General features: G+C 60.3%; 24 protein-coding genes. 20 read left to right on the forward strand and 4 right to left on the reverse strand.

Translation table 11 applies throughout. The features are described from left to right. The first annotated feature begins 3 nt into the window (after positions 1-3). The 16 genes from GWQ44_RS00915 (at position 4) to recX (ending at position 11,943) form a co-directional block, all read left to right on the forward strand. On the forward strand, positions 4-1,044 hold the full coding sequence (locus tag GWQ44_RS00915; RefSeq protein ID WP_275926452.1) for a phage baseplate assembly protein: 1,041 nt from the start codon (positions 4-6) through the stop codon (positions 1,042-1,044). A 108-nt stretch (positions 1,045-1,152) separates the two neighbouring features. Then, positions 1,153-1,659 (forward strand): phage baseplate assembly protein, encoded by a 507-nt coding sequence (locus tag GWQ44_RS00920; RefSeq protein WP_047302115.1) that lies wholly within the window; start codon positions 1,153-1,155, stop codon positions 1,657-1,659. A gap of 2 nt (positions 1,660-1,661) precedes the next feature. Then, a complete protein-coding gene (locus GWQ44_RS00925) occupies positions 1,662-2,060 on the forward strand; it encodes a phage GP46 family protein (protein WP_275926453.1) in 399 nt (132 codons plus the stop codon). Next, positions 2,050-3,090: a baseplate J/gp47 family protein gene (locus tag GWQ44_RS00930; protein ID WP_179597850.1), complete on the forward strand. Its 1,041-nt coding sequence runs from the start codon at positions 2,050-2,052 to the stop codon at positions 3,088-3,090. The genes GWQ44_RS00925 and GWQ44_RS00930 overlap by 11 nt, the downstream gene beginning before the upstream one ends. Continuing rightward, positions 3,078-3,677, forward strand: a complete 600-nt coding sequence (locus GWQ44_RS00935) for a putative phage tail protein (protein ID WP_275926454.1) — start codon at positions 3,078-3,080, stop codon at positions 3,675-3,677. The genes GWQ44_RS00930 and GWQ44_RS00935 overlap by 13 nt, the downstream gene beginning before the upstream one ends. Before the next feature lie 15 nt (positions 3,678-3,692). Then, the gene (locus GWQ44_RS00940; RefSeq protein ID WP_275926455.1) at positions 3,693-5,498 is read left to right on the forward strand and encodes a phage tail protein; all 1,806 of its coding nucleotides are present in this window, start codon (positions 3,693-3,695) and stop codon (positions 5,496-5,498) included. Continuing rightward, a complete protein-coding gene (locus GWQ44_RS00945) occupies positions 5,495-5,857 on the forward strand; it encodes a tail fiber assembly protein (protein WP_275926456.1) in 363 nt (120 codons plus the stop codon). Before GWQ44_RS00940 ends, GWQ44_RS00945 begins: the two co-directional genes overlap by 4 nt. A gap of 98 nt (positions 5,858-5,955) precedes the next feature. After that, positions 5,956-7,272: a tail fiber protein gene (locus GWQ44_RS00950; RefSeq protein WP_345894532.1), complete on the forward strand. Its 1,317-nt coding sequence runs from the start codon at positions 5,956-5,958 to the stop codon at positions 7,270-7,272. Between the two features lie 8 nt (positions 7,273-7,280). Next, the gene (locus tag GWQ44_RS00955) at positions 7,281-7,709 is read left to right on the forward strand and encodes a phage tail assembly chaperone (protein ID WP_275926457.1); all 429 of its coding nucleotides are present in this window, start codon (positions 7,281-7,283) and stop codon (positions 7,707-7,709) included. A gap of 50 nt (positions 7,710-7,759) precedes the next feature. After that, positions 7,760-8,323: a glycoside hydrolase family 19 protein gene (locus GWQ44_RS00960; protein ID WP_016966077.1), complete on the forward strand. Its 564-nt coding sequence runs from the start codon at positions 7,760-7,762 to the stop codon at positions 8,321-8,323. A gap of 156 nt (positions 8,324-8,479) precedes the next feature. After that, positions 8,480-8,986: a hypothetical protein gene (locus tag GWQ44_RS00965; RefSeq protein ID WP_275926458.1), complete on the forward strand. Its 507-nt coding sequence runs from the start codon at positions 8,480-8,482 to the stop codon at positions 8,984-8,986. 71 nt (positions 8,987-9,057) lie between these two features. Continuing rightward, positions 9,058-9,246 carry a Com family DNA-binding transcriptional regulator gene (locus GWQ44_RS00970; protein ID WP_085057493.1) on the forward strand — a complete coding sequence of 63 codons (189 nt, stop codon included), beginning with the start codon at positions 9,058-9,060 and terminating at the stop codon, positions 9,244-9,246. Positions 9,247-9,251: 5 nt separating this feature from the next. Further along, complete coding sequence (locus GWQ44_RS00975) at positions 9,252-9,584, forward strand: hypothetical protein (protein ID WP_020372545.1); 333 nt, start codon at positions 9,252-9,254, stop codon at positions 9,582-9,584. A gap of 246 nt (positions 9,585-9,830) precedes the next feature. Beyond that, a complete protein-coding gene (locus tag GWQ44_RS00980) occupies positions 9,831-10,331 on the forward strand; it encodes a CinA family protein (protein WP_016966073.1) in 501 nt (166 codons plus the stop codon). 83 nt (positions 10,332-10,414) lie between these two features. Continuing rightward, entirely contained in the window at positions 10,415-11,467 is a 1,053-nt protein-coding gene (gene recA / locus GWQ44_RS00985) for a recombinase RecA (protein ID WP_011059579.1), read from the forward strand. A gap of 8 nt (positions 11,468-11,475) precedes the next feature. Further along, entirely contained in the window at positions 11,476-11,943 is a 468-nt protein-coding gene (gene recX, locus GWQ44_RS00990) for a recombination regulator RecX (protein WP_275926459.1), read from the forward strand. 40 nt (positions 11,944-11,983) lie between these two features. Here recX and GWQ44_RS00995 read toward each other — a convergent pair whose 3' ends face one another. Beyond that, entirely contained in the window at positions 11,984-13,102 is a 1,119-nt protein-coding gene (locus GWQ44_RS00995) for a TIGR00730 family Rossman fold protein (protein ID WP_016966071.1), read from the reverse strand. 441 nt (positions 13,103-13,543) lie between these two features. On the opposite strand from GWQ44_RS00995, the gene GWQ44_RS01000 reads away from it, so the two are divergent. Further along, entirely contained in the window at positions 13,544-13,738 is a 195-nt protein-coding gene (locus GWQ44_RS01000) for a hypothetical protein (protein ID WP_016966070.1), read from the forward strand. Here the strand turns inward: GWQ44_RS01000 and GWQ44_RS01005 are convergent, their stop codons facing one another. Then, positions 13,739-14,164: a quorum-sensing-regulated virulence factor family protein gene (locus GWQ44_RS01005; RefSeq protein WP_016966069.1), complete on the reverse strand. Its 426-nt coding sequence runs from the start codon at positions 14,162-14,164 to the stop codon at positions 13,739-13,741. 191 nt (positions 14,165-14,355) lie between these two features. Between GWQ44_RS01005 and GWQ44_RS01010 the strand changes: the two genes are divergently transcribed. Next, the gene (locus tag GWQ44_RS01010) at positions 14,356-15,066 is read left to right on the forward strand and encodes a tRNA-uridine aminocarboxypropyltransferase (RefSeq protein WP_103741516.1); all 711 of its coding nucleotides are present in this window, start codon (positions 14,356-14,358) and stop codon (positions 15,064-15,066) included. On the opposite strand, the gene GWQ44_RS01015 is transcribed toward GWQ44_RS01010, so the two are convergent. Beyond that, positions 15,050-15,958, reverse strand: a complete 909-nt coding sequence (locus GWQ44_RS01015; RefSeq protein WP_275926460.1) for a DMT family transporter — start codon at positions 15,956-15,958, stop codon at positions 15,050-15,052. The two genes, GWQ44_RS01010 and GWQ44_RS01015, sit on opposite strands and share 17 nt — an antisense overlap. Before the next feature lie 238 nt (positions 15,959-16,196). On the opposite strand from GWQ44_RS01015, the gene erdR reads away from it, so the two are divergent. After that, positions 16,197-16,847, forward strand: a complete 651-nt coding sequence (erdR, locus tag GWQ44_RS01020) for a response regulator transcription factor ErdR (protein WP_016966065.1) — start codon at positions 16,197-16,199, stop codon at positions 16,845-16,847. Positions 16,848-16,917: 70 nt separating this feature from the next. Next, positions 16,918-17,286, forward strand: coding sequence for a diacylglycerol kinase (locus GWQ44_RS01025; protein WP_177431284.1), 369 nt, complete (start codon positions 16,918-16,920; stop codon positions 17,284-17,286). Here GWQ44_RS01025 and GWQ44_RS01030 read toward each other — a convergent pair. Then, positions 17,283-18,209: a LysR family transcriptional regulator gene (locus GWQ44_RS01030; RefSeq protein WP_016966063.1), complete on the reverse strand. Its 927-nt coding sequence runs from the start codon at positions 18,207-18,209 to the stop codon at positions 17,283-17,285. The two genes, GWQ44_RS01025 and GWQ44_RS01030, sit on opposite strands and share 4 nt — an antisense overlap. Between the last annotated feature and the right edge of the window lie 2 nt (positions 18,210-18,211).

Genomic DNA, 18,211 nt, shown 5'->3' on the forward strand with positions numbered 1-18,211 from the left:
CCCATGGACGAACTGGCAAATATCGTCACCCTGACGGTGGACGGGCTGGATTACAGCGGCTGGAAAAGCGTGGAGATCAGTGCGGACCTGGAGCGGCAGTTCCGCACCTTCAGCCTCAACATCACCTGGCAATGGCCGGGGCAGGACGCGCAGGTGCGGATCCGTCCGGGCGCTCGCTGTCAGGTGCGCATCGGTTGCGACCTGGTGCTCACCGGGCATGTCTACAAGGCGCCGATCAGTTACGACGGCAAGCAGATCAGCCTGAGCATCCAGGGCGGTTCGCTGACCCAGGACCTGGTGGATTGCGCGGCCATCAACCGGCCGAGCCAATGGCGCCAGCAGGACGTGCTGAGCATCGTTCGCGCCCTGGCTGCATCCTACGGGGTCGGGGTGCGCAGCGAGATCGCCCCGACCGGCAAGTTGCACACCCACAGCATCGTGCCGGGGGAGACGGTGTTCGCCTCCATCGACCGTTTGCTGACCCTGTACCGGGTGTTCTCCACCGATGATGCCGACGGTTACCTGCTGCTGGCGGCACCGGGCAGCGGCGGGCGCGCCAGCGATGCCCTGGAGCTGGGCAAGAACATTCTCTCGGCCAATGCAGCGATGGATTTTTCCGCGGTGTTTTCCGAGTACCGGGTGATCGGCCAGCACAAGGGCAGCGACCAGAGCAGCGGGGCGGCGGTTAGCGAGGTGTCGGGTCAGGCCAACGACGCCAGGGTGTCCCGCAAGCGCGTGACCGTGATCAACGAAGCCGCGCAACTGAGCGCCGAACTGGCTCAGCAGCGCGCTGACTGGGAGTGCGGCACCCGCACCGGCAAGGCACTGACCACCACCTATCAGGTGCAGGGCTGGCGCCAGAGCAATGGCGACCTGTGGAAGCACAACACCCTGGTGCGAGTGATCGATCCGGTGCTGGGGTTTGATCAGGACATGCTGATCTCCAAGGTCACCTGGTCGCTGTCCGAGCAGGGCTCGATCACCACCTTGCAGGTGGCGCCGCCGCAGACCTTCGACGCCAACCCGACACCCGGCAACACCTGAAACCCGCGCCCATCCGCAGGCGCCGGCTGGCCGGCGAAGGCATCCGGCACGAAGCCGCGCAATTCCTGTTCGCCGGCAAGCCGGCTCATACCCTCCAAGGAACTCAGCATGAGCTTACTGACACGCCTGTTGGCGCGGGGCACCGTGGTGCTCGCCAACTCGGCCAACAAACTGCAATCGCTGCAAATGCGCCTTACCGCCGGCGAGGTCAACGACGACATGGAGCATTTCGAGCCTTACGGTTTCACCAGCAATCCCCTGGCCGGCGCCGAGGGCATCGCCACCTTTCTGGGGGGCGACCGTTCCCACGCGGTGGTGCTGGTGGTGGCCGACCGGCGCTATCGCCTCAAGGCCCTGGCCGCCGGTGAAGTGGCGATCTACACCGACGAGGGCGACAAGATCCACTTCAAGCGCGGGCGGGTCATCGACATCGACACCGCGACCCTGAATATCCGCGCCAGCAGCGGCGTCAACATCGACAGTCCGACCCTGAGCATGAGCGGCAAGATCGTCTCCCAGGGCGATCAGGTCGCCGCCGGCATCAGCCAGATCAACCACGTCCATAGCGGCGTGCAACCCGGTCCGGGCCAGACCGGCGTACCCGTGGGAGGTTAAGCATGTTCGCCACCTATGACCTGAAGAACGCCCTGACCCGGGCCGTGGAAATCAGCCTGTTCACCTGGCGTCGCGCCGCCGATGACGACGCCCTGGACGACGACCAGCGCTACGGCTGGTGGGGCGACAGCTTTCCCAGCGTGGCCGACGACCGCATCGGCTCGCGCCTGTGGCTGCTGCGCCGGGTCAAGTTGACCCGGCAGACCCAGCTCGACGCCGAGTTCTATGTCCGCGAGGCCCTGCAATGGCTGATCGACGATGGCCACTGCAACGCCGTGGAGATCATCACCGAGCGTCTCGACGCCCAGCGCCTGAACCTGCGCACGGTGCTGATCCTGGCCGACGGCGAACGCCTGGACCTCAACCCCATTCACAGTTGGCAGGTGACCTATGCCGTTTGAAACCCCTTCGCTGCCGGTGCTGATTCAGCGCACCCAAAGCGACCTGGCCAGCGATTCGCTGCGCCAGTCCGATGCCCAAGTGCTGGCCCGCACCCTGAGCGGTGCCGCCTTTGGCCTGTACGGCTACCTGGATTGGATCGCCGAGCAGATCCTTCCGGACAAGGCCGATGAGTCGACCCTGGAGCGCATCGCCGCGCTGCGTCTGAACCAGCCGCGCAAGGCCGCCCAGGCGGCCCGTGGCAGCGTCAGCTTCATGGCCGCGGCCGGCGCCGTGCTGGATGTCGATACTCTGCTGCAGAGCAGCGACGGTCGCAGCTACAAGGTGACCGCCGCGCGCACCACCAGCGCCGGGCTCAACAGCACCACGATCCAGGCGGTCGATGGCGGGACCCTGGGCAATGCCGATGCGGGCCTGGAATTGACCGCGGTGCAGCCGGTGCAAGGCATCGGCAACGCGTTCACCGTCCTGGCCCCGGGCCTGAGCGGTGGCGTGGCTCGGGAAAGCCTCGAATCCCTGCGCTCCCGGGTGATCCGCTCCTATCGGATCATTCCCCACGGTGGCTCGGCGGACGACTACGAAACTTGGGCCCTGGAGTGCCCAGGGATCACCCGCGCCTGGTGCCGACGCAACTACCTGGGGCCAGGCACGGTGGGCCTGTTCGTCATGCGTGACGACGACCCGCTGCCGATCCCCAACGCCGAGCAACTGGCGCAGGTCCAGGCCTATATCGAGCCGCTGCGCCCGGTCACCGCCGAGGTGCAGGTGCTGGCCCCGGTGATGCTGCCGGTGACCTACACCTTGCGCCTGACTCCCGACACCAGCGCGGTGCGCGCCGCCGTCGAGAGCCAGCTGCGCGACCTGCACAACCGCGAGGCGGGCCTAGGCCAGACTCTGTTGCTCAGCCATATCCGCGAAGCCATCAGCAGCGCCACCGGCGAGCAGGATCACCAACTGTTGGCGCCCTTGGCCGATGTGCCGGCGGCGAATAATCAGTTGCTGGTATTTGGAGGTTGCCAATGGCAGCAATAAGAAGCGCTGCTCAGTACCAGGATCAGCTGCGCAGCCTGCTGCCCAGCGGCCCGGCCTGGGACCCGGAGCGGGTGCCGGAGCTTGAGCGAGTGTTGCAGGGCATCTCCCAGGAGCTGGCGCGCATCGACGCCCGGGCCGTGGACCTGCAAAACGAAATGGACCCGGCCAGCGTCAGCGAACTGGTGACCGATTGGGAAAAGGTCATGAACCTGCCCGATCTCTGCCTGGGCCTGACCCCGCTGTTCGAAGACCGGCGCCTGGCCGTGCGCCGCCGCCTGTTGGCGGTGGGCAGCCAGCGCGCCGCCTACTTCGTCGAAATCGCCCGCAGCCAGGGCTACCCCAATGCCAGCGTCACCGAACTGAGCACCCCACGCATGGGCCGCTCACGTTTTGGCCACGCCCATTTCGGCACCTGGCGGGCGAATTTCATGTGGACCCTCAATACCGGCGGCCGCCTGCAACTGGGCCGGCGCTTCGGCGCGAGCTATTGGGGCGAACGTTTTGGCATGAACCCGGGCAGCGCCCTGGAATGCCTGATCCATCGCAGTACACCGGCGCATACCCAGGTGTACATCAACTATGACTAGAGAAGACAAGAACCAGTGGATTATCCGAAAAGTGTTCCCAGCGTAGGGCTGGTGAACGGCAAGTTTGTCGACGAGAACCCGGTCACGGGGCAAGTCGGCTCACTGATTTCCTCGCAATGGGGAAACGCGGTTACCGACGAATTGCTCAACGTGATTCGTGCGGGTGGCAAGGTGCCGGCCGAGGCCGAGCATGACCAGTTGCTGGCGGCGATCAAGGCGATCGTCCGTGATTCGATACCGCCAGAGAAGATTCGCACCACCTTGGCCGAGTACGGCATCACCGACGCCTACACCAAGTCGGTGACCTACACCAAGGCCGAGATCGAGGCACTGCTGAAGAACATGTCGGCCTTGCCGGTGGGGGCCATGGTGCCGTTTCCCAAGGGCACGGTGCCGCCGGGGTTCCTGGAGGTGGATGGCAGCGTGCAGAGCGCTGCGACTTATCCGGATCTGGCGGCTTATTTGGGCACGACCTTCAACACCGGGGGCGAGGGCGCGGGGAACTTCCGGTTGCCGGAGTCGCGGGGGGAGTTTCTGCGGGGTTGGGATCATGGGCGGGGGGTGGATGCTGGGCGCTCTCCTGGCAGCTGGCAGGCGGATGCGTTTCAGGGGCACTACCACGCTAGTGCTGCCGATACAGCTAAACCGTATTCGACTGGCGGAACTATTGGTGACTACCTCGCCCACTTCGGGACGGGGAATCCAACAACAAACGGAGTACGAGACGCAATCAATAACGGCGTCGATGGTACGCCGCGAACAGCTTCAGAGACTCGGCCACGCAACCTGGCAGTCATGTGGTGCATCAAAGCCTGGAACGCACCAATCAATCAGGGAAACATCGATGTCGCTGCTCTAGCTGCCGAAGTTCAGAAGCTCAAAGCTCTATCGGGTAGCAGCTATCGGGGACTCTATGTTTCTGCTTCGGGAACCAATGCATTGGTCTCGGTGAAAGCGCGTAGCCTGATTGTCGGCAAAGGTAGTGCAGCGCAGGCATTGAGTGCAGTGGACCTGAGCATCAACCTGCAAACCACAGGTCTGAACGGCCTTGATAGCGGGGTGGTTGCAGCTTCCAGCTGGTACAGCGCCTGGGTTGTATCCAATGGCACTCAAGTCGCCGGTATTGCTGCGTTGATGCCTGCTATTCAATGCACGACTACCGCAGGTTCCGCCGTGATTACCGGTATTGCCAGTACTGCTGCGATGCGACCCGGAATGGCGTTTGGAGGTGTGGGGTTCCCTCCTGGTGCGTTTATCAAGGCTATCGATTCGTCGAGTCAGATCACTGCAAGCGTTCCTGCAACCAATACGTCCGCCAACACCATTCTGCGTTTTGTCTATGAACCGGTGTTGCCGGTGGGCTACGTTGCCGCACGGGTGAGTGCATTCGTCACCGATGCAACGACGAAGTTTCCATTGTCGTTTGCGCAATGTGGCAGCCGGGTTCAGTACCGACTGGCGGCGAGTTCGAATTTGACGGCGTATCCACGGATGTCCGAGCGAACAGTGGGCGTCCCTACTACCTGGACAGCTGTTGGAACTGACGCGTTCATTCCTCCTACTGCGTCTTCCATTGCTGGATTTGCTACCTCTATCGGGACTTCCAATAGCGCGAACATTTCGGTGGCCCCCAGTAACCTTACTCCTTCAGGTGCTGTGGCTAGCTACGCCAATCCGATGCCTATGAGCATTACGGCCAACACTTTGAGTGGGTCGTTTCAGTTCGACTTCCTGCTTGAAGGTTTCAACATTTATTGGTGCGGTGGTGCCGGTACCAACTCCAACGTATTGGCCTGCCAGGGCTGGGAGGACAGTCTATGAGCGGTTATGCAGTACAGAGCGATGGTTACGGCTGGAGGGCCGTGGGAAGCGTGGACGATGTTGGCGTGGATGAGTGGTATTGCATCGGTCTGCCACCTGCGCCAGCTCCTTTTACGCTGACCGAAGAGCAACTGGGTGAACAGGCAAAAGTGCAGCGCGATGTGCTTCTGAGTATCGCCGCAAATCGAATGGGGCCACTGCAGGACGCAGTGGATATCGACAGCGCCCACGCTGATGAGGTCGAGTTGTTGAAGCACTGGAAGCTCTATCGGATTGCCCTGAATCGGATACAGCTGCAACCAGGCTTTCCAACGGATATTGATTGGCCGCTATCGCCAGATGAACTTGTAACTCAATAAACGCCCCGCCTCGCCGGGGCGTTTTCTTTTCCAGTTTTCTAACTATGTCCACGCCGAGCTGTGTCGGTGTGGATGAATGACAACGAGAGGACAGACGAGTGGATTATCCAAAGAGTGTGCCAAGTGTTGGGTTGGTTAATGGGAAGTTTGTTGACGAGAACCCGGTCACGGGGCAAGTCGGCTCACTGATTTCTTCCGACTGGGGAAATGCGGTGACCGATGAATTGCTCAACGTGATTCGTGCGGGTGGGAAGGAGCCGGCCGAGGCCGAGCATGATCAGTTGTTGGCGGCGATCAAGGCGATCGTCCGTGATTCGATTCCGCCGGAGAAGATCCGCACGACCTTGGCCGAGTACGGGATCACCGATGCGTATACCAAGTCGGTGACCTACACCAAGGCGGAGATCGAGGCGTTGTTGAAGAACATGTCGGCCCTGCCGGTGGGGGCCATGGTGCCGTTTCCCAAGGGCATGGTACCGACGGGATTCCTGGAGGTGGACGGCAGTGTGCAGAGCGCTGCGACTTATCCGGATCTGGCGGCCTATTTGGGCACGACCTTCAACACCGGGGGCGAGGGCGCGGGGAACTTCCGGTTGCCGGAGTCGCGAGGGGAGTTTTTGCGGGGTTGGGATCATGGGCGGGGGGTGGATGTTGGGCGGACGCTTGGCAGTGGCCAGATGGATGCGTTGCAGAACATCACGGGTGAGTCATCAACGTTTCCTACAGGGAACACCGCGCCGCTAAACAGTTCGGGAGTGTTCAAAACGAATGCTCGCTCTGGTGTGCCTACTGGTATTGCTGGAGGTGGGGCCTGGAGTTCCGCATCCATTGATTTTGATGCAAGCCGAGTGGCCAGAGCGGCTGAGGAAACCCGCCCTCGCAACCTGGCGGTTATGTGGTGCATCAAGGCCTGGAACGCTCCCATCAACCAGGGGAATATCGATGTTGCTGCGTTGGCTGCGTTAGCTGTTCAGGCGACAGAGATGAATCAGGGTACAGCGAGGGTAGCGACGTTAGCGCAGACGTTTACAGGGACAGACGACTCCGTGATTGTCACTCCGAATAAGCTGCGATGGGGGTTCTCAATCAGTCTTTCACCTAACGGATATATTGCTTTACCCAGTTGGCTAGGAGGATTCATTCTCCAGTGGGGGGTGGTCTCTGCAACTGGAGGTTCTGCCCCGTTTGGTACATTAAACTTTCCTATGGCATTTCCAGGCGCTACACGTGTAGTGCTGGGCGCACCTGGTGCCACTAATATCAATGTAGGCCTCAATACTTCTGGATCAGGCGGTATCCCTATTGTTGCGTTTGATTTAATAACACTCACGGGCGCGAGATGGAGGCTTGATAGTAATAATGGAACTGCTATGAGTGCCGGAATTCCTATCCGTTGGATTGCAATTGGAAGTTGAGAGCTGAGATGAAAAGACTTTATAGCCAGACAACACAGACGACATATCTCATGGGGATTCATGCTCGTATCCCAAAGGATGCTATCCAGATATCGGAGGCGCTTTATCAATCTGTGATTGGAAATCCTTTGCCTGGTCAGATTCGCGCGCATGATGAGCAAGGGCTGCCATGCTTAATTGATCCGCCTATAGTGGTCCAGGATTTTTCAAGCCAAGAGCGAGCGTGGCGCGATGATAATCTGATGTCCGTCATGTGGTTGCGTGAGCGGCACCGTGATCAATTGGAAATAAAAGCGCCGACAAGTCTTGATGTTGAACAGTTCAATACTCTGCTTGTGTATATCCAGGCTTTACGCGATTGGCCGCAATCTGCCAACTTTCCCGATAGTCAATATCGCCCTGTTGCACCATCGTGGATAACTGAACAGACCCAATAAACGCCCCGCACCGCTGGGGCGTTTTCTTATCCGACTTACAAACACAGAACATGCTTATTACCGAACAACAACTGCAACAAATCATGCCTAACGCCCGCCGCCAAGCGGGCGTTTTTGTTTCTCCACTCAACACCGCCATGGCCCATCGGCAGATTGATACGCCGAAGCGTCAGGCGGCTTTTCTGGCCCAGATCGGTCACGAGTCCGGGCAACTGCAATACGTGCGCGAGCTGGGCAGTGATCAATACCTGAGCAAGTACGACACCGGCACGCTCGCCGCACGCCTGGGCAACACCCCAGAAGCCGACGGCGATGGCCAGCGGTATCGCGGGCGTGGGCTGATCCAGATCACCGGGCGCAGCAACTATCGCCAGTGCAGCCTCGGGCTGTTTGGCGATGAGCGCCTGCTGGAGTTGCCGGAACTGCTGGAGCAGCCGCAATGGGCCGCCGAGTCGGCGGCCTGGTTCTGGGAGCGCGGCGGGCTCAATGCCCTGGCCGATCGCGATGAGTTCAACAGCATCACCCGCCGTATCAATGGTGGTTTGAACGGCTTGCAGGATCGTCTGCAACTTTGGGCCAGGGCGCGGGCGGTGTTGTGCCTGCCCGTGGTCTGAGTTCATGCAGAGGCGGGCAGCTTTTTTAGCCGCTGCCGTCGGCTGCGATTGGACCTGGAGGGAAGGTCCTGCGGACCTTCTCGCAGCCTGCGGCAGCGGCTACGGGGATTTTTGCAGGTCGCTTGATGCATTTCATATCGGTCAAGGGAGGGCGTGATGAATATCCGCAGTTGGCTGGCCATCGCGGTCGTGGCTGGGTTGCTCTATGCGCTTGGCTTCGTCAGCGGTGCCGGTAGCGAACGCAGTAAGCAGCAGCGCCTGGACGAGGCACGACTGCAGCAATCCTTCGAGCAGGGCCAGGCGTTGGGCCGGGTCAAGGAGAAGGTGGTGGTCGAGTATGTCGATCGTGTCGTCAAGGTCTATCAGGCGGGCGCCACTATCACCAAGGAGGTTCCGATCCATGTTTCGAAAGCGGCTGATAACGCCTGCGTTGTACCTGCTGGTTTTGTCCGGGTGCACGACGCCGGCGCCGCCAATCTGCCCGTGGCCGCAGGCCCCAGCGTCGCTGATGACGCCGCCTCGGGCCTTGCACTCTCTACCGTCGCCGCCAGCGTCGTCGACAACTACAGCCAATGCCACGCCAACGCCGAGCAATTGAGGGCGTTGCAGCAGTGGGTGCGGGAGTCTCAGGTGTTGTTGCAAGGTGCTCCGGCAATCCGCTGAGGGCCTTGAGGCTCACGTGAAAGTGGATCGTTGCCGGGGTTGCGGGCGGTTGAAATCAAATGGACTTGTCGATGTTAAAAGAATGCAGATGCGGGCAGTGCAAACGACTTCTCGCCCGTGTGGGCGAGTTTACCGAGCTCCAGATCAAATGTTCCCGCTGTGGAACCTTGAATCATGTGAAGGCCTCGAGCCTTGGGCCATCGCCTTTGAGCGACATGAAAACGGCACTTTCAGTGACCGACCATTCCATTCAAAGGTGAACAATATGAACGCAGTAACCATGGGCAAGCACTTCATTACCGTATTCCCAAAAGGGATTGTGGAGATCGTTTCGGCCGCTCAAAACACCGGTGGCCTGATCATCCAGACGGGGTTGATCAAGACCTCGACCGGTGTCGTCGATCTGTATGTGGGGCCGACCGGCTCTTCCATCTCCAATGCGGCAATCATCTTCTCTGGCAATGGCTCTAGCATTTCCGGCAGTGACTCCGAGATCGTCATGCCGTATCCGATCCGTATTCCCGCAGGCCAGGCATTGTGGGCATACGCATCCACTCCGGGTGGCGCGATAGCTTTGACGTGGGACTTGCTGGCCTGACCTGTCTGTGCAGGGAAGGTGGATGAACAGGGGCCGGTGCTTTTGCCCATTTCGGCAGGCTTTGGCCGCTGGACTAGCCGCGTCAGCTCGGTGGCTGGCGCTGTTCCTGGCGCAGGGCGGGACTGTTCGCGGCCACTTCCTCTGAAGCCTTGTTCCAGAGCCGTTGGTTTTCCTGACGGCTTGTCACTTGCAAGCCTTCTTTCCTGGTGTACGGTAAGCACACGCCAGCCCCATCAGGAGAGGACTGTGAAAGAAATTACCCAGCTTGCCGCTGAACTCGGTCGGCGTCTGCAGGTTCTGAATGCCCATGTCACCACCGCTGAGTCCTGCACCGGCGGCGGGATTGCCGAGGCGATCACGCGGATTCCGGGCAGTTCTGCCTGGTTCGAGGCCGGTTATGTGACCTATTCCAACCGCCAGAAGACCCTGCAATTGAATGTACCGGCCGGGTTGTTTGACTCGGTTGGTGCGGTCAGTCGTGAAGTAGTCGAGGCGATGGTTCGCGGGGCGCAGGCCAAGAGCCATGCGCGTTTCGCCGTGGCGGTCAGTGGTATCGCCGGGCCGGATGGCGGTTCTGCACAGAAGCCTGTGGGGACCGTGTGGCTGGCCTGGGGCGCGGGAGAGACGCTGACCTGCGAGTGCCGGCACTTTCCCGGGAATCGCGATGAGGTCCGCCGACAAACGGTGAAGGCCGCGCTAGAGGGGCTGCTGCAACACGCCGCAGCAGAAATCGCAAATCAGGGGTAGGCGATCCTTGAGCGCTGTGGAATAATACTGGCTACTTATACAGGTGTTGGCCGTCAGGCCTTATTGATTACGTGAGGACTTTAATGGACGACAACAAGAAGAAAGCCTTGGCTGCGGCCCTGGGTCAGATCGAACGTCAATTCGGCAAGGGTGCCGTAATGCGTATGGGCGATCACGACCGTCAGGCGATCCCGGCCATTTCCACCGGCTCTCTGGGTCTGGACATCGCTCTGGGCATTGGCGGTCTGCCAAAAGGCCGTATCGTAGAAATCTACGGTCCTGAGTCGTCCGGTAAGACCACCCTGACCCTGTCGGTCATCGCCCAGGCGCAGAAGGCCGGTGCCACTTGTGCCTTCGTCGATGCCGAGCACGCGCTGGATCCGGAATACGCCGGCAAGCTGGGTGTAAACGTTGATGACCTGTTGGTTTCCCAGCCGGATACCGGTGAGCAGGCCCTGGAAATCACCGACATGCTGGTGCGTTCCAACGCGGTTGACGTGATCATCGTCGACTCCGTGGCCGCCCTGGTGCCCAAGGCTGAAATCGAAGGCGAAATGGGCGACATGCACGTGGGCCTGCAAGCCCGCCTGATGTCCCAGGCACTGCGTAAAATCACCGGTAACATCAAGAACGCCAACTGCCTGGTGATCTTCATCAACCAGATCCGCATGAAGATCGGTGTGATGTTCGGCAGCCCGGAAACCACCACCGGTGGTAACGCACTGAAGTTCTACGCTTCGGTCCGTCTGGACATCCGCCGTACCGGCGCGGTGAAGGAAGGCGACGAAGTGGTGGGCAGCGAAACCCGAGTCAAGATCGTCAAGAACAAGGTGGCTCCGCCATTCCGTCAGGCCGAGTTCCAGATTCTTTACGGCAAGGGCATCTACCTCAACGGCGAGATCATCGATCTGGGCGTGCTGCACGGTTTCCTGGAGAAGTCCGGTGCCTGGTACAGCTACCAGGGCAACAAGATCGGTCAGGGCAAGGCCAACTCGGCCAAGTTCCTGCAGGACAACCCGGAAATCGGCAACGCGCTGGAGAAGCAGATTCGCGAGAAGCTGCTGACGGCCTCGCCAGACGTCAAAGCCAATCCGGTCAAAGAGACCGAAGACGATATGGCCGACGCTGATATCTGATTGATCCAATGACCGCCGTACTCGATACCCTCGTCGCGGTGCGGCGAACTGCAATGGACCTGCTCGCGCGACGCGAGCACGGTCGAGTCGAGCTGACGCGTAAACTGCGTCAGCGCGGCGCTCCTCCTGAAATGATCGAAGCTGCCCTTGACCGTCTGACGGAAGAGGGGCTGCTGTCCGAATCCCGTTATCTCGAAAGCTTTGTTGCCTACCGTGCCCGTTCGGGTTACGGGCCGATGCGTATTCGCGAAGAGCTCAGTCAGCGCGGCTTGCAGCGAGGTGATATCGATCTTGCATTGCGTGAGTGCGGCATCGATTGGCAAGCGCAATTGCGTGACGTCTGGCAGCGCAAGTTTGCCGGGCAGTTTCCTGCGGATGCTCGGGAACGGGCCAAGCAAGGGCGCTTTCTGAGTTATCGCGGCTACTCCATGGACATGATCGGCCGCCTGTTGAGCGGCCGCGGGCAGGATGACTGAGGCTGCACCCGCTGCGTGATGCCGCGGGCGCTGCTGCTGATCAGTCGGCGTTGCTGGTTTCTCTTGCGTTTTGGTGGGCCTTGGGCGGCTGTCTGGCCCAGTGCTGCGGCAGGTTGATGAAGTCGATCAGTTCCCGCAGGCGGCCGTTATCGCGAGCGTTGAAAGTGAACGACAGCCGTGTCAGATGGCTGAACTGCGCTTCGTCGTGCTCCTCTCCACGGTAGGCATGTTGCTGAAACCCGCCACTGAGGCACAGGTCGGAGAATTCCGTCTGCATCTGGGCCAGTGCCTGTTCATTGAGGTTGTGGTGCATGCGAATGACGAATTCCTGCTTCAGCCAGCGGCTGGAGTGGAAGTTGGCGTAGAACTGCTGGATTTCCTTAACGGCGTCTTCGGTGCTGTGCACCAGACGCACCAGCTTCAGGTCGCTGGGCAGGATGTAGCGATTGGCTTCCAGCTGGTTGCGGATGAAGTCCAGGGCGCCTTGCCAGAATTGCCCGCCAGGTACGTCCAAGAGCACCACCGGCACCAAGGGGCTTTTGCCGGTCTGGATCAGGGTCAGGACTTCCAGTGCTTCATCCAGGGTGCCGAATCCACCGGGGCAGAGCACCAGGGCATCGGCTTCTTTGACGAAGAACAGCTTGCGAGTGAAGAAGAAGTGGAATGACAGCAGGTTCTCCGTACCGCCGACAGTCGGGTTGGCATGTTGTTCGAAGGGCAGGGTGATGTTGAATCCCAGGCTGTGCTCCAGACCCGCGCCGTCATGGGCGGCGGCCATGATGCCGCCTCCGGCGCCGGTGATGACCATCAGGTCCGAGCGGGCCAGGGCAGCGCCCAGTTCCTTGGCCATGGCGTACAGCGGATGTTCGCTGGGGGTTCGCGCCGAGCCGAAGACTGTCACCTTGCGCCGGCCCTTGAACTGTTCCAGGACTCTGAAGGCATGTTCCAGTTCACGCAGGGCTTGCAGGGTGATCTTGGCATTCCAGCGATTGAGGTCGTCCTCGGCCATGCGCAGGACAGTGAGAACCATGTCGCGATAAAGAGGGATGTTCGGGCTGTTGGGGGCAATCTGGTTGAGTTGCGCTTCGACCTGGCTCGTGAGGTCGGCGCCCTTGCTTTGAAAATGACGGGTTAACAGGTCATTCGATTGGTAAGGCATTCAGCTTCTCCTTCTGCACAGAACCTTGCGCACGCTCGAGGTATTCGAATGTGCCACGACACTGCCTGTGTCGCTGCCTGCTCAGCCCAGCGTGCGAGCAACGCTCCTGACCCGATGGCTGCTGACCGTCGCTGGGAGGCAATCGAAATATCCACAGAGGTTCTGCTTTCCTTTATTGAGAAAACAATGGCACTGCAAGACGCACCGGGACGGCCTCCTGAACCGTCCTCAAAGCATTGATGGAAACCTTCGGACATGACTTGATCATGTGCCCATAAAGTCTTGGCTGGCAATCGCTTCTTGATGGACTGACCGGCTTGTGCACCATTGGTCGGGCGCGGCGGCAGGGGGCTGTGTCCCTGATTTACTAAGTTACAGCGCTGGGGCCAGGAAGGGGCCGCGGGCGTTCATTCGTGCCAGCCAAGGGCAAGGAGGCAAGGGGTGACCACTGTTGTGCTGGAAATCGATCCGCGGTTGTACCAGCGGTTGCAAGCTGCTGCGGCGGCCCATGATGTGAGCCTTGAGGAAGAGTGCCGGCGGCGCCTGGCAGGTGAGGAGCCGCACTCGCGATACCTGCAGGCCCTGGTGGCGGAGTTGCGCGCCGATGATTTGCAGCGACGCGCGGCCCGCTCCTGATTACTTCTTCTTGGGAGTGTTCTGGGAGGGGCAGTCCGATTCCTGGAAGCGTGCCGAGGCCACCGGGCGATTGGTGCGGTTCTCGGTAAATTCGTAGCGCATGATTGCGCCTTTGGCCATCAGCTTGCGGTAGTTGGGGTTGCGGCAGACGCTGGCACCCAGTTGCAGGTAGACCGCCTTGGGATTGGCGCGCATCTGGGCGGCGTGGCCGGCCTGGACGCTGAGGTGGTTGATCAGCTCTTTGCCTTCAACGGTATAACCCTGATCGAGGATGTTTTCGTTGATTTCCCGGGGAGTGCCGACGTTGCTTTCCGCAGCGACCTTCTCCAGCATTTTGCTCAGTTCGAACTCTTGCAAAGACGCAGCCTGGACTCCTAGAGGCAAGGCCAGCAGAAGGGCGACGGTAGGAATGGTAAAGCGCAACATGAAACTCTCCTGGTGCAATGACTGAAGCTTCGACCAGTCACTCGACTGTGCGTTCAGTGGCGACGAATTATAGGGGGAGAGCCAGGAAGGCGGTACAGGTTTGAACAGATAGCTCTGATAAACTTGTCCGACTTTTTTCCGCTTTGAGTTTTTTACGTGTTGATTCCTGCCCTCTTCCTGTGTGGCCCGCAATGAGCCATGCGGTATCTCGCCTACGTGATCTACGTATGGCCCGTGCGGTCAAACCCTTTTTCGCCCGAGGCTCACGAGCCGAGCGCTGCCCGCGCTGCCGCGTGATTCCCAGTCATTGCCTATGCGCCTGGCGGCCAACGGTCAGCGCCCAATCGGCCATGTGCTTGGTGATGCACGATGTGGAACCGCTCAAGCCGAGCAATACCGGGTGGTTGATCGCCGATGTGATTGCCGACACCTGGGCGTTTCACTGGTCCCGCACCGAGGTGGATCCACAATTGCTGGCCTTGCTGGCGGATCCGCAGTGGCAGCCGTATATCGTGTTCCCCGGCGAGTTCGTGGCCCCCGAGCGGGTGGTCAGTGAGGTCCGGCGGCAAGAAGGCAAGCGCCCGCTGTTCATTCTGTTGGATGCCACCTGGAGCGAAGCGCGCAAGATGTTTCGCAAGAGCCCGTATCTTGAGCACTTGCCGGTTTTGAGCCTGTCGTCGGAGAAGCTCTCGCGCTACAAACTGCGCCGCTCCAAGCGCGACGACCACTTCTGTACCGCCGAGGTTGCCGCGTTGTGCCTGGAGCTGGCGGGGGACGAACAGGTCAGTCAGGTGCTGGATGCCTACCTTGATGTGTTCAGCACCCATTACCTGTCGGCGAAGTTCCAGAAGGCCATCGATCCCCTGGATGAAGTGCACTCCCGGCTCAAGCCCTTTGTGTAGTAGCCGTGCTGGCCTGGGTTTTTTGCGACCATAGCTGGGCGACCAGCATGCCGCCGAGCATCAGGGCGCAGCCGAAATAGCCACGCATCTGCAGCGACTCATCCAGCAGCCAGGCCCCGGCGATGGCGGCGAACACGGCTTCGAGGGAGAGGATGATCGCGGCGTGGGAGGCAATCGCATCCTTTTGAGCGATCACCTGCAGGGTGTAACCGACGCCTACCGCAATCACACCGCCATAAAGAATGGCTGGACCGGCAGCGACAATCGCGCTCCAGTGAATCGGCTCCAGGCACAGCGCCAGGATCAGGCTCACCACTGAACAGGTGGCAAATTGCAGGAAGGCCAGGCGAATCGGGTCGTGGCGGCTGGCGAATACACCCACCAGAATCACGTGCCCACCCCAGACAAAGGCACCGATCAATTGCAGCCAGTCGCCGGCGGCCACCTGAAAGCCCTCACCGACGCTCAACAGGAACATCCCCACCACGGCCAGCACCGCGCCGAGCCAGGTTCCCAGGCCGGTCTTGTGGCCAATCAGCAATCCCAGCAGCGGAACTACAATGACGTAGAGCCCAGTGATGAACCCCGCATTGGTGACACTGGTAAACATCAGACCGACCTGCTGCAGGTTGATCCCCAGGGCAAGGGCCAGTCCCATGAGCATGCCGCCCAGCAACAGGCCGCGATTGAGCAGCGGTTCGGCAGGGCGATCGGTGGCCGTCCTGCGCAGGACCAGCGGTAGCAGGCAGAGTGAACCCAGAGCGAAGCGCAGTCCGGAATAAAGGAAGGGACCGATATGATCCATGCCGGAGGTTTGGGCGACAAACGCCGATCCCCAGATGACGGCGGTGATCAGCATCAGGACATCGGCACGCAAGGCTTGGCTTCGCATGAGGGCTCTCTTATTAGTTAGCCGGCTAAGATGCCGCAAAGCTTCACGCTTGACCACCCCGGCTGCGCTGGGCATGCTTGGCGCCGATTAGGGCGCCAGCGCTGTTTGAACCACCGTTTTGCTCAGGCTTTTCGCGGTGTTCGTGCTCTTTGGGTGTCGCACTCTGGCGAGCACTCGTGTTGCCTGGATGAGGGCTGAATGCATCAGTCCTGCCATGAAAAACAGGATCATTTGAAAAATGGCCACATACGAAATCCTGATTGCCGATGACCACCCGCTGTTTCGCAGTGCGCTGCATCAAGCCGTCACCCTGGGCCTGGGGCCTGATGTGCGTCTGGTGGAAGTGGCGAGCATCGCCGAACTGGAAACCCGCCTTACCGAAAAAGCCGACTGGGACCTGGTCTTGCTGGATCTGAACATGCCCGGCGCCTACGGCTTTTCCGGCCTGGTGCTGTTGCGCGGGCAATACCCGCAGATTCCGGTGGTGATGGTCTCGGCCCAGGAAGAAGCCTCCGTCATGGTCCGTTCCCGCGAGTTTGGGGCCAGCGGTTTCATTCCCAAGTCCAGTTCCCTGGAAGTCATTCAAGAGGCGGTGCGCAGTGTGCTGGACGGTGATGTCTGGTGGCCGCCGCAAGCGTTTGAAGAAGTCAGTGTTTCCGCGGAAGCCAAGGCCGCCAGCGAAGGCCTGGCCAGCCTGACGCCCCAGCAGTTCAGGGTCTTGACCATGGTCTGTGAAGGTTTGCTGAACAAGCAGATCGCCTATGAACTGAGTGTGTCGGAAGCGACGATCAAGGCCCACGTGACGGCAATTTTCCGCAAACTCGGGGTTCGCACCCGCACCCAGGCGGCTTTGCTCTTGCAACAACTTGAGTCAATTTCCAGCCATTGAGCCGCGGGCTGTTCACGCTTTTTTGACTTTGGTTGAACTAGTTTCCCCCACTCCTTTTTCTTCAGTTGCCCTGCTTATGTCGCCTTTCAAAGGTCAAACCGGTCTTAAACGCATCCTTAACGCCGCCGGCTATTCGTTCGATGGCTTGCGCGCCGCCTTCACCGGCGAGGCAGCCTTTCGTCAATTGGTGCTGCTCAACGTGATCCTGATTCCCTTGAGCTTTTTGCTCCATGTCAGCCGGGTCGAGCGCGCGCTGCTGATTGCCGTGTGCCTGCTGGCGCTGATTGTCGAGCTGCTCAATTCGGCTGTTGAGGCGGCGATCGATCGCATTTCCCTGGATCGTCACCCACTGTCCAAGAACGCCAAGGACATGGGCAGTGCCGCGCAGTTTGTCGCCCTGAGCATGATCACTATCGTCTGGGCGGTGATCCTGATCTAAGGAATGCTCGGCAGGACGATTTCGTCGCTGCGCTGTACCCCGGCGGTAAAGGCACGGCACAGTTCGAGAAATTCGCGCATGGCCGAGGTCTGGTACTTCTGCTTGTGCCAGATGAAGTAGAACTGCCGGGCCAGATCCAGGCCCGGCGTTTCCACCGGCACCAGGCTGCCGCGGCGAAAGGCATCGCGCAGCGCCAGGCGGGAGATGCAGCCAATTCCCAATCCCGACTCCACCGCGCGCTTGATAGCCTCGGTGTGCTCCAGTTCCAGGCGGATGTTCAGCGCGCTGCGATGATGACGCATGGCCTGGTCGAAGGTCAGGCGGGTGCCTGAGCCCTGTTCGCGGAGAATCCAGGCTTCGTGGGTCAACTCCTCCATGCTGGCGTGACCGCGTTTGGCCAGTGGATGCTGGGGCGCGCAGAACACCACCAGCTCATCCTCGACCCAGGTCTGCACCTCGATATCTGGGTGGCTGCAGTCGCCTTCGATTAGACCCAGATCAATTTCGTAGTGGGCCACCTGTTGCACGATATGCGCAGTGTTCTGCACATGGAGCTTCACCTGGCTCTCCGGGTGTACCTGCATGAAGCTGCCGATCAGCAGGGTGGCCAGGTAGTTGCCAATGGTCAGGGTTGCGCCCACCGACAGCGAGCCGAAGCCGGACTTGCCGTTGAGCAGGTCCTCGATTTCCTTGGCCTGGTCCAGCAGCGCCACCGCTTGTGGCAAGAGCTGTTTGCCCAGGGCGTTGAGGCTCAGGCGCTTGCCGGCACGGTCGAACAGCTGGCAACTGGATTGGCGCTCAAGCTCGGTGATCGAGGTACTGGCGGCCGATTGCGATAGGGAGAGCAGCCCCGCAGCACGAGAAACACTCTCTTGCTGGGCGACGGCGACGAAGACTTGCAGTTGACGGAGAGTAAATCGCATAT

The organism is Pseudomonas sp. 3MA1, from assembly GCF_029237275.1.
Classification (GTDB): Bacteria; Pseudomonadota; Gammaproteobacteria; order Pseudomonadales; family Pseudomonadaceae; genus Aquipseudomonas; species Aquipseudomonas fluorescens_AP.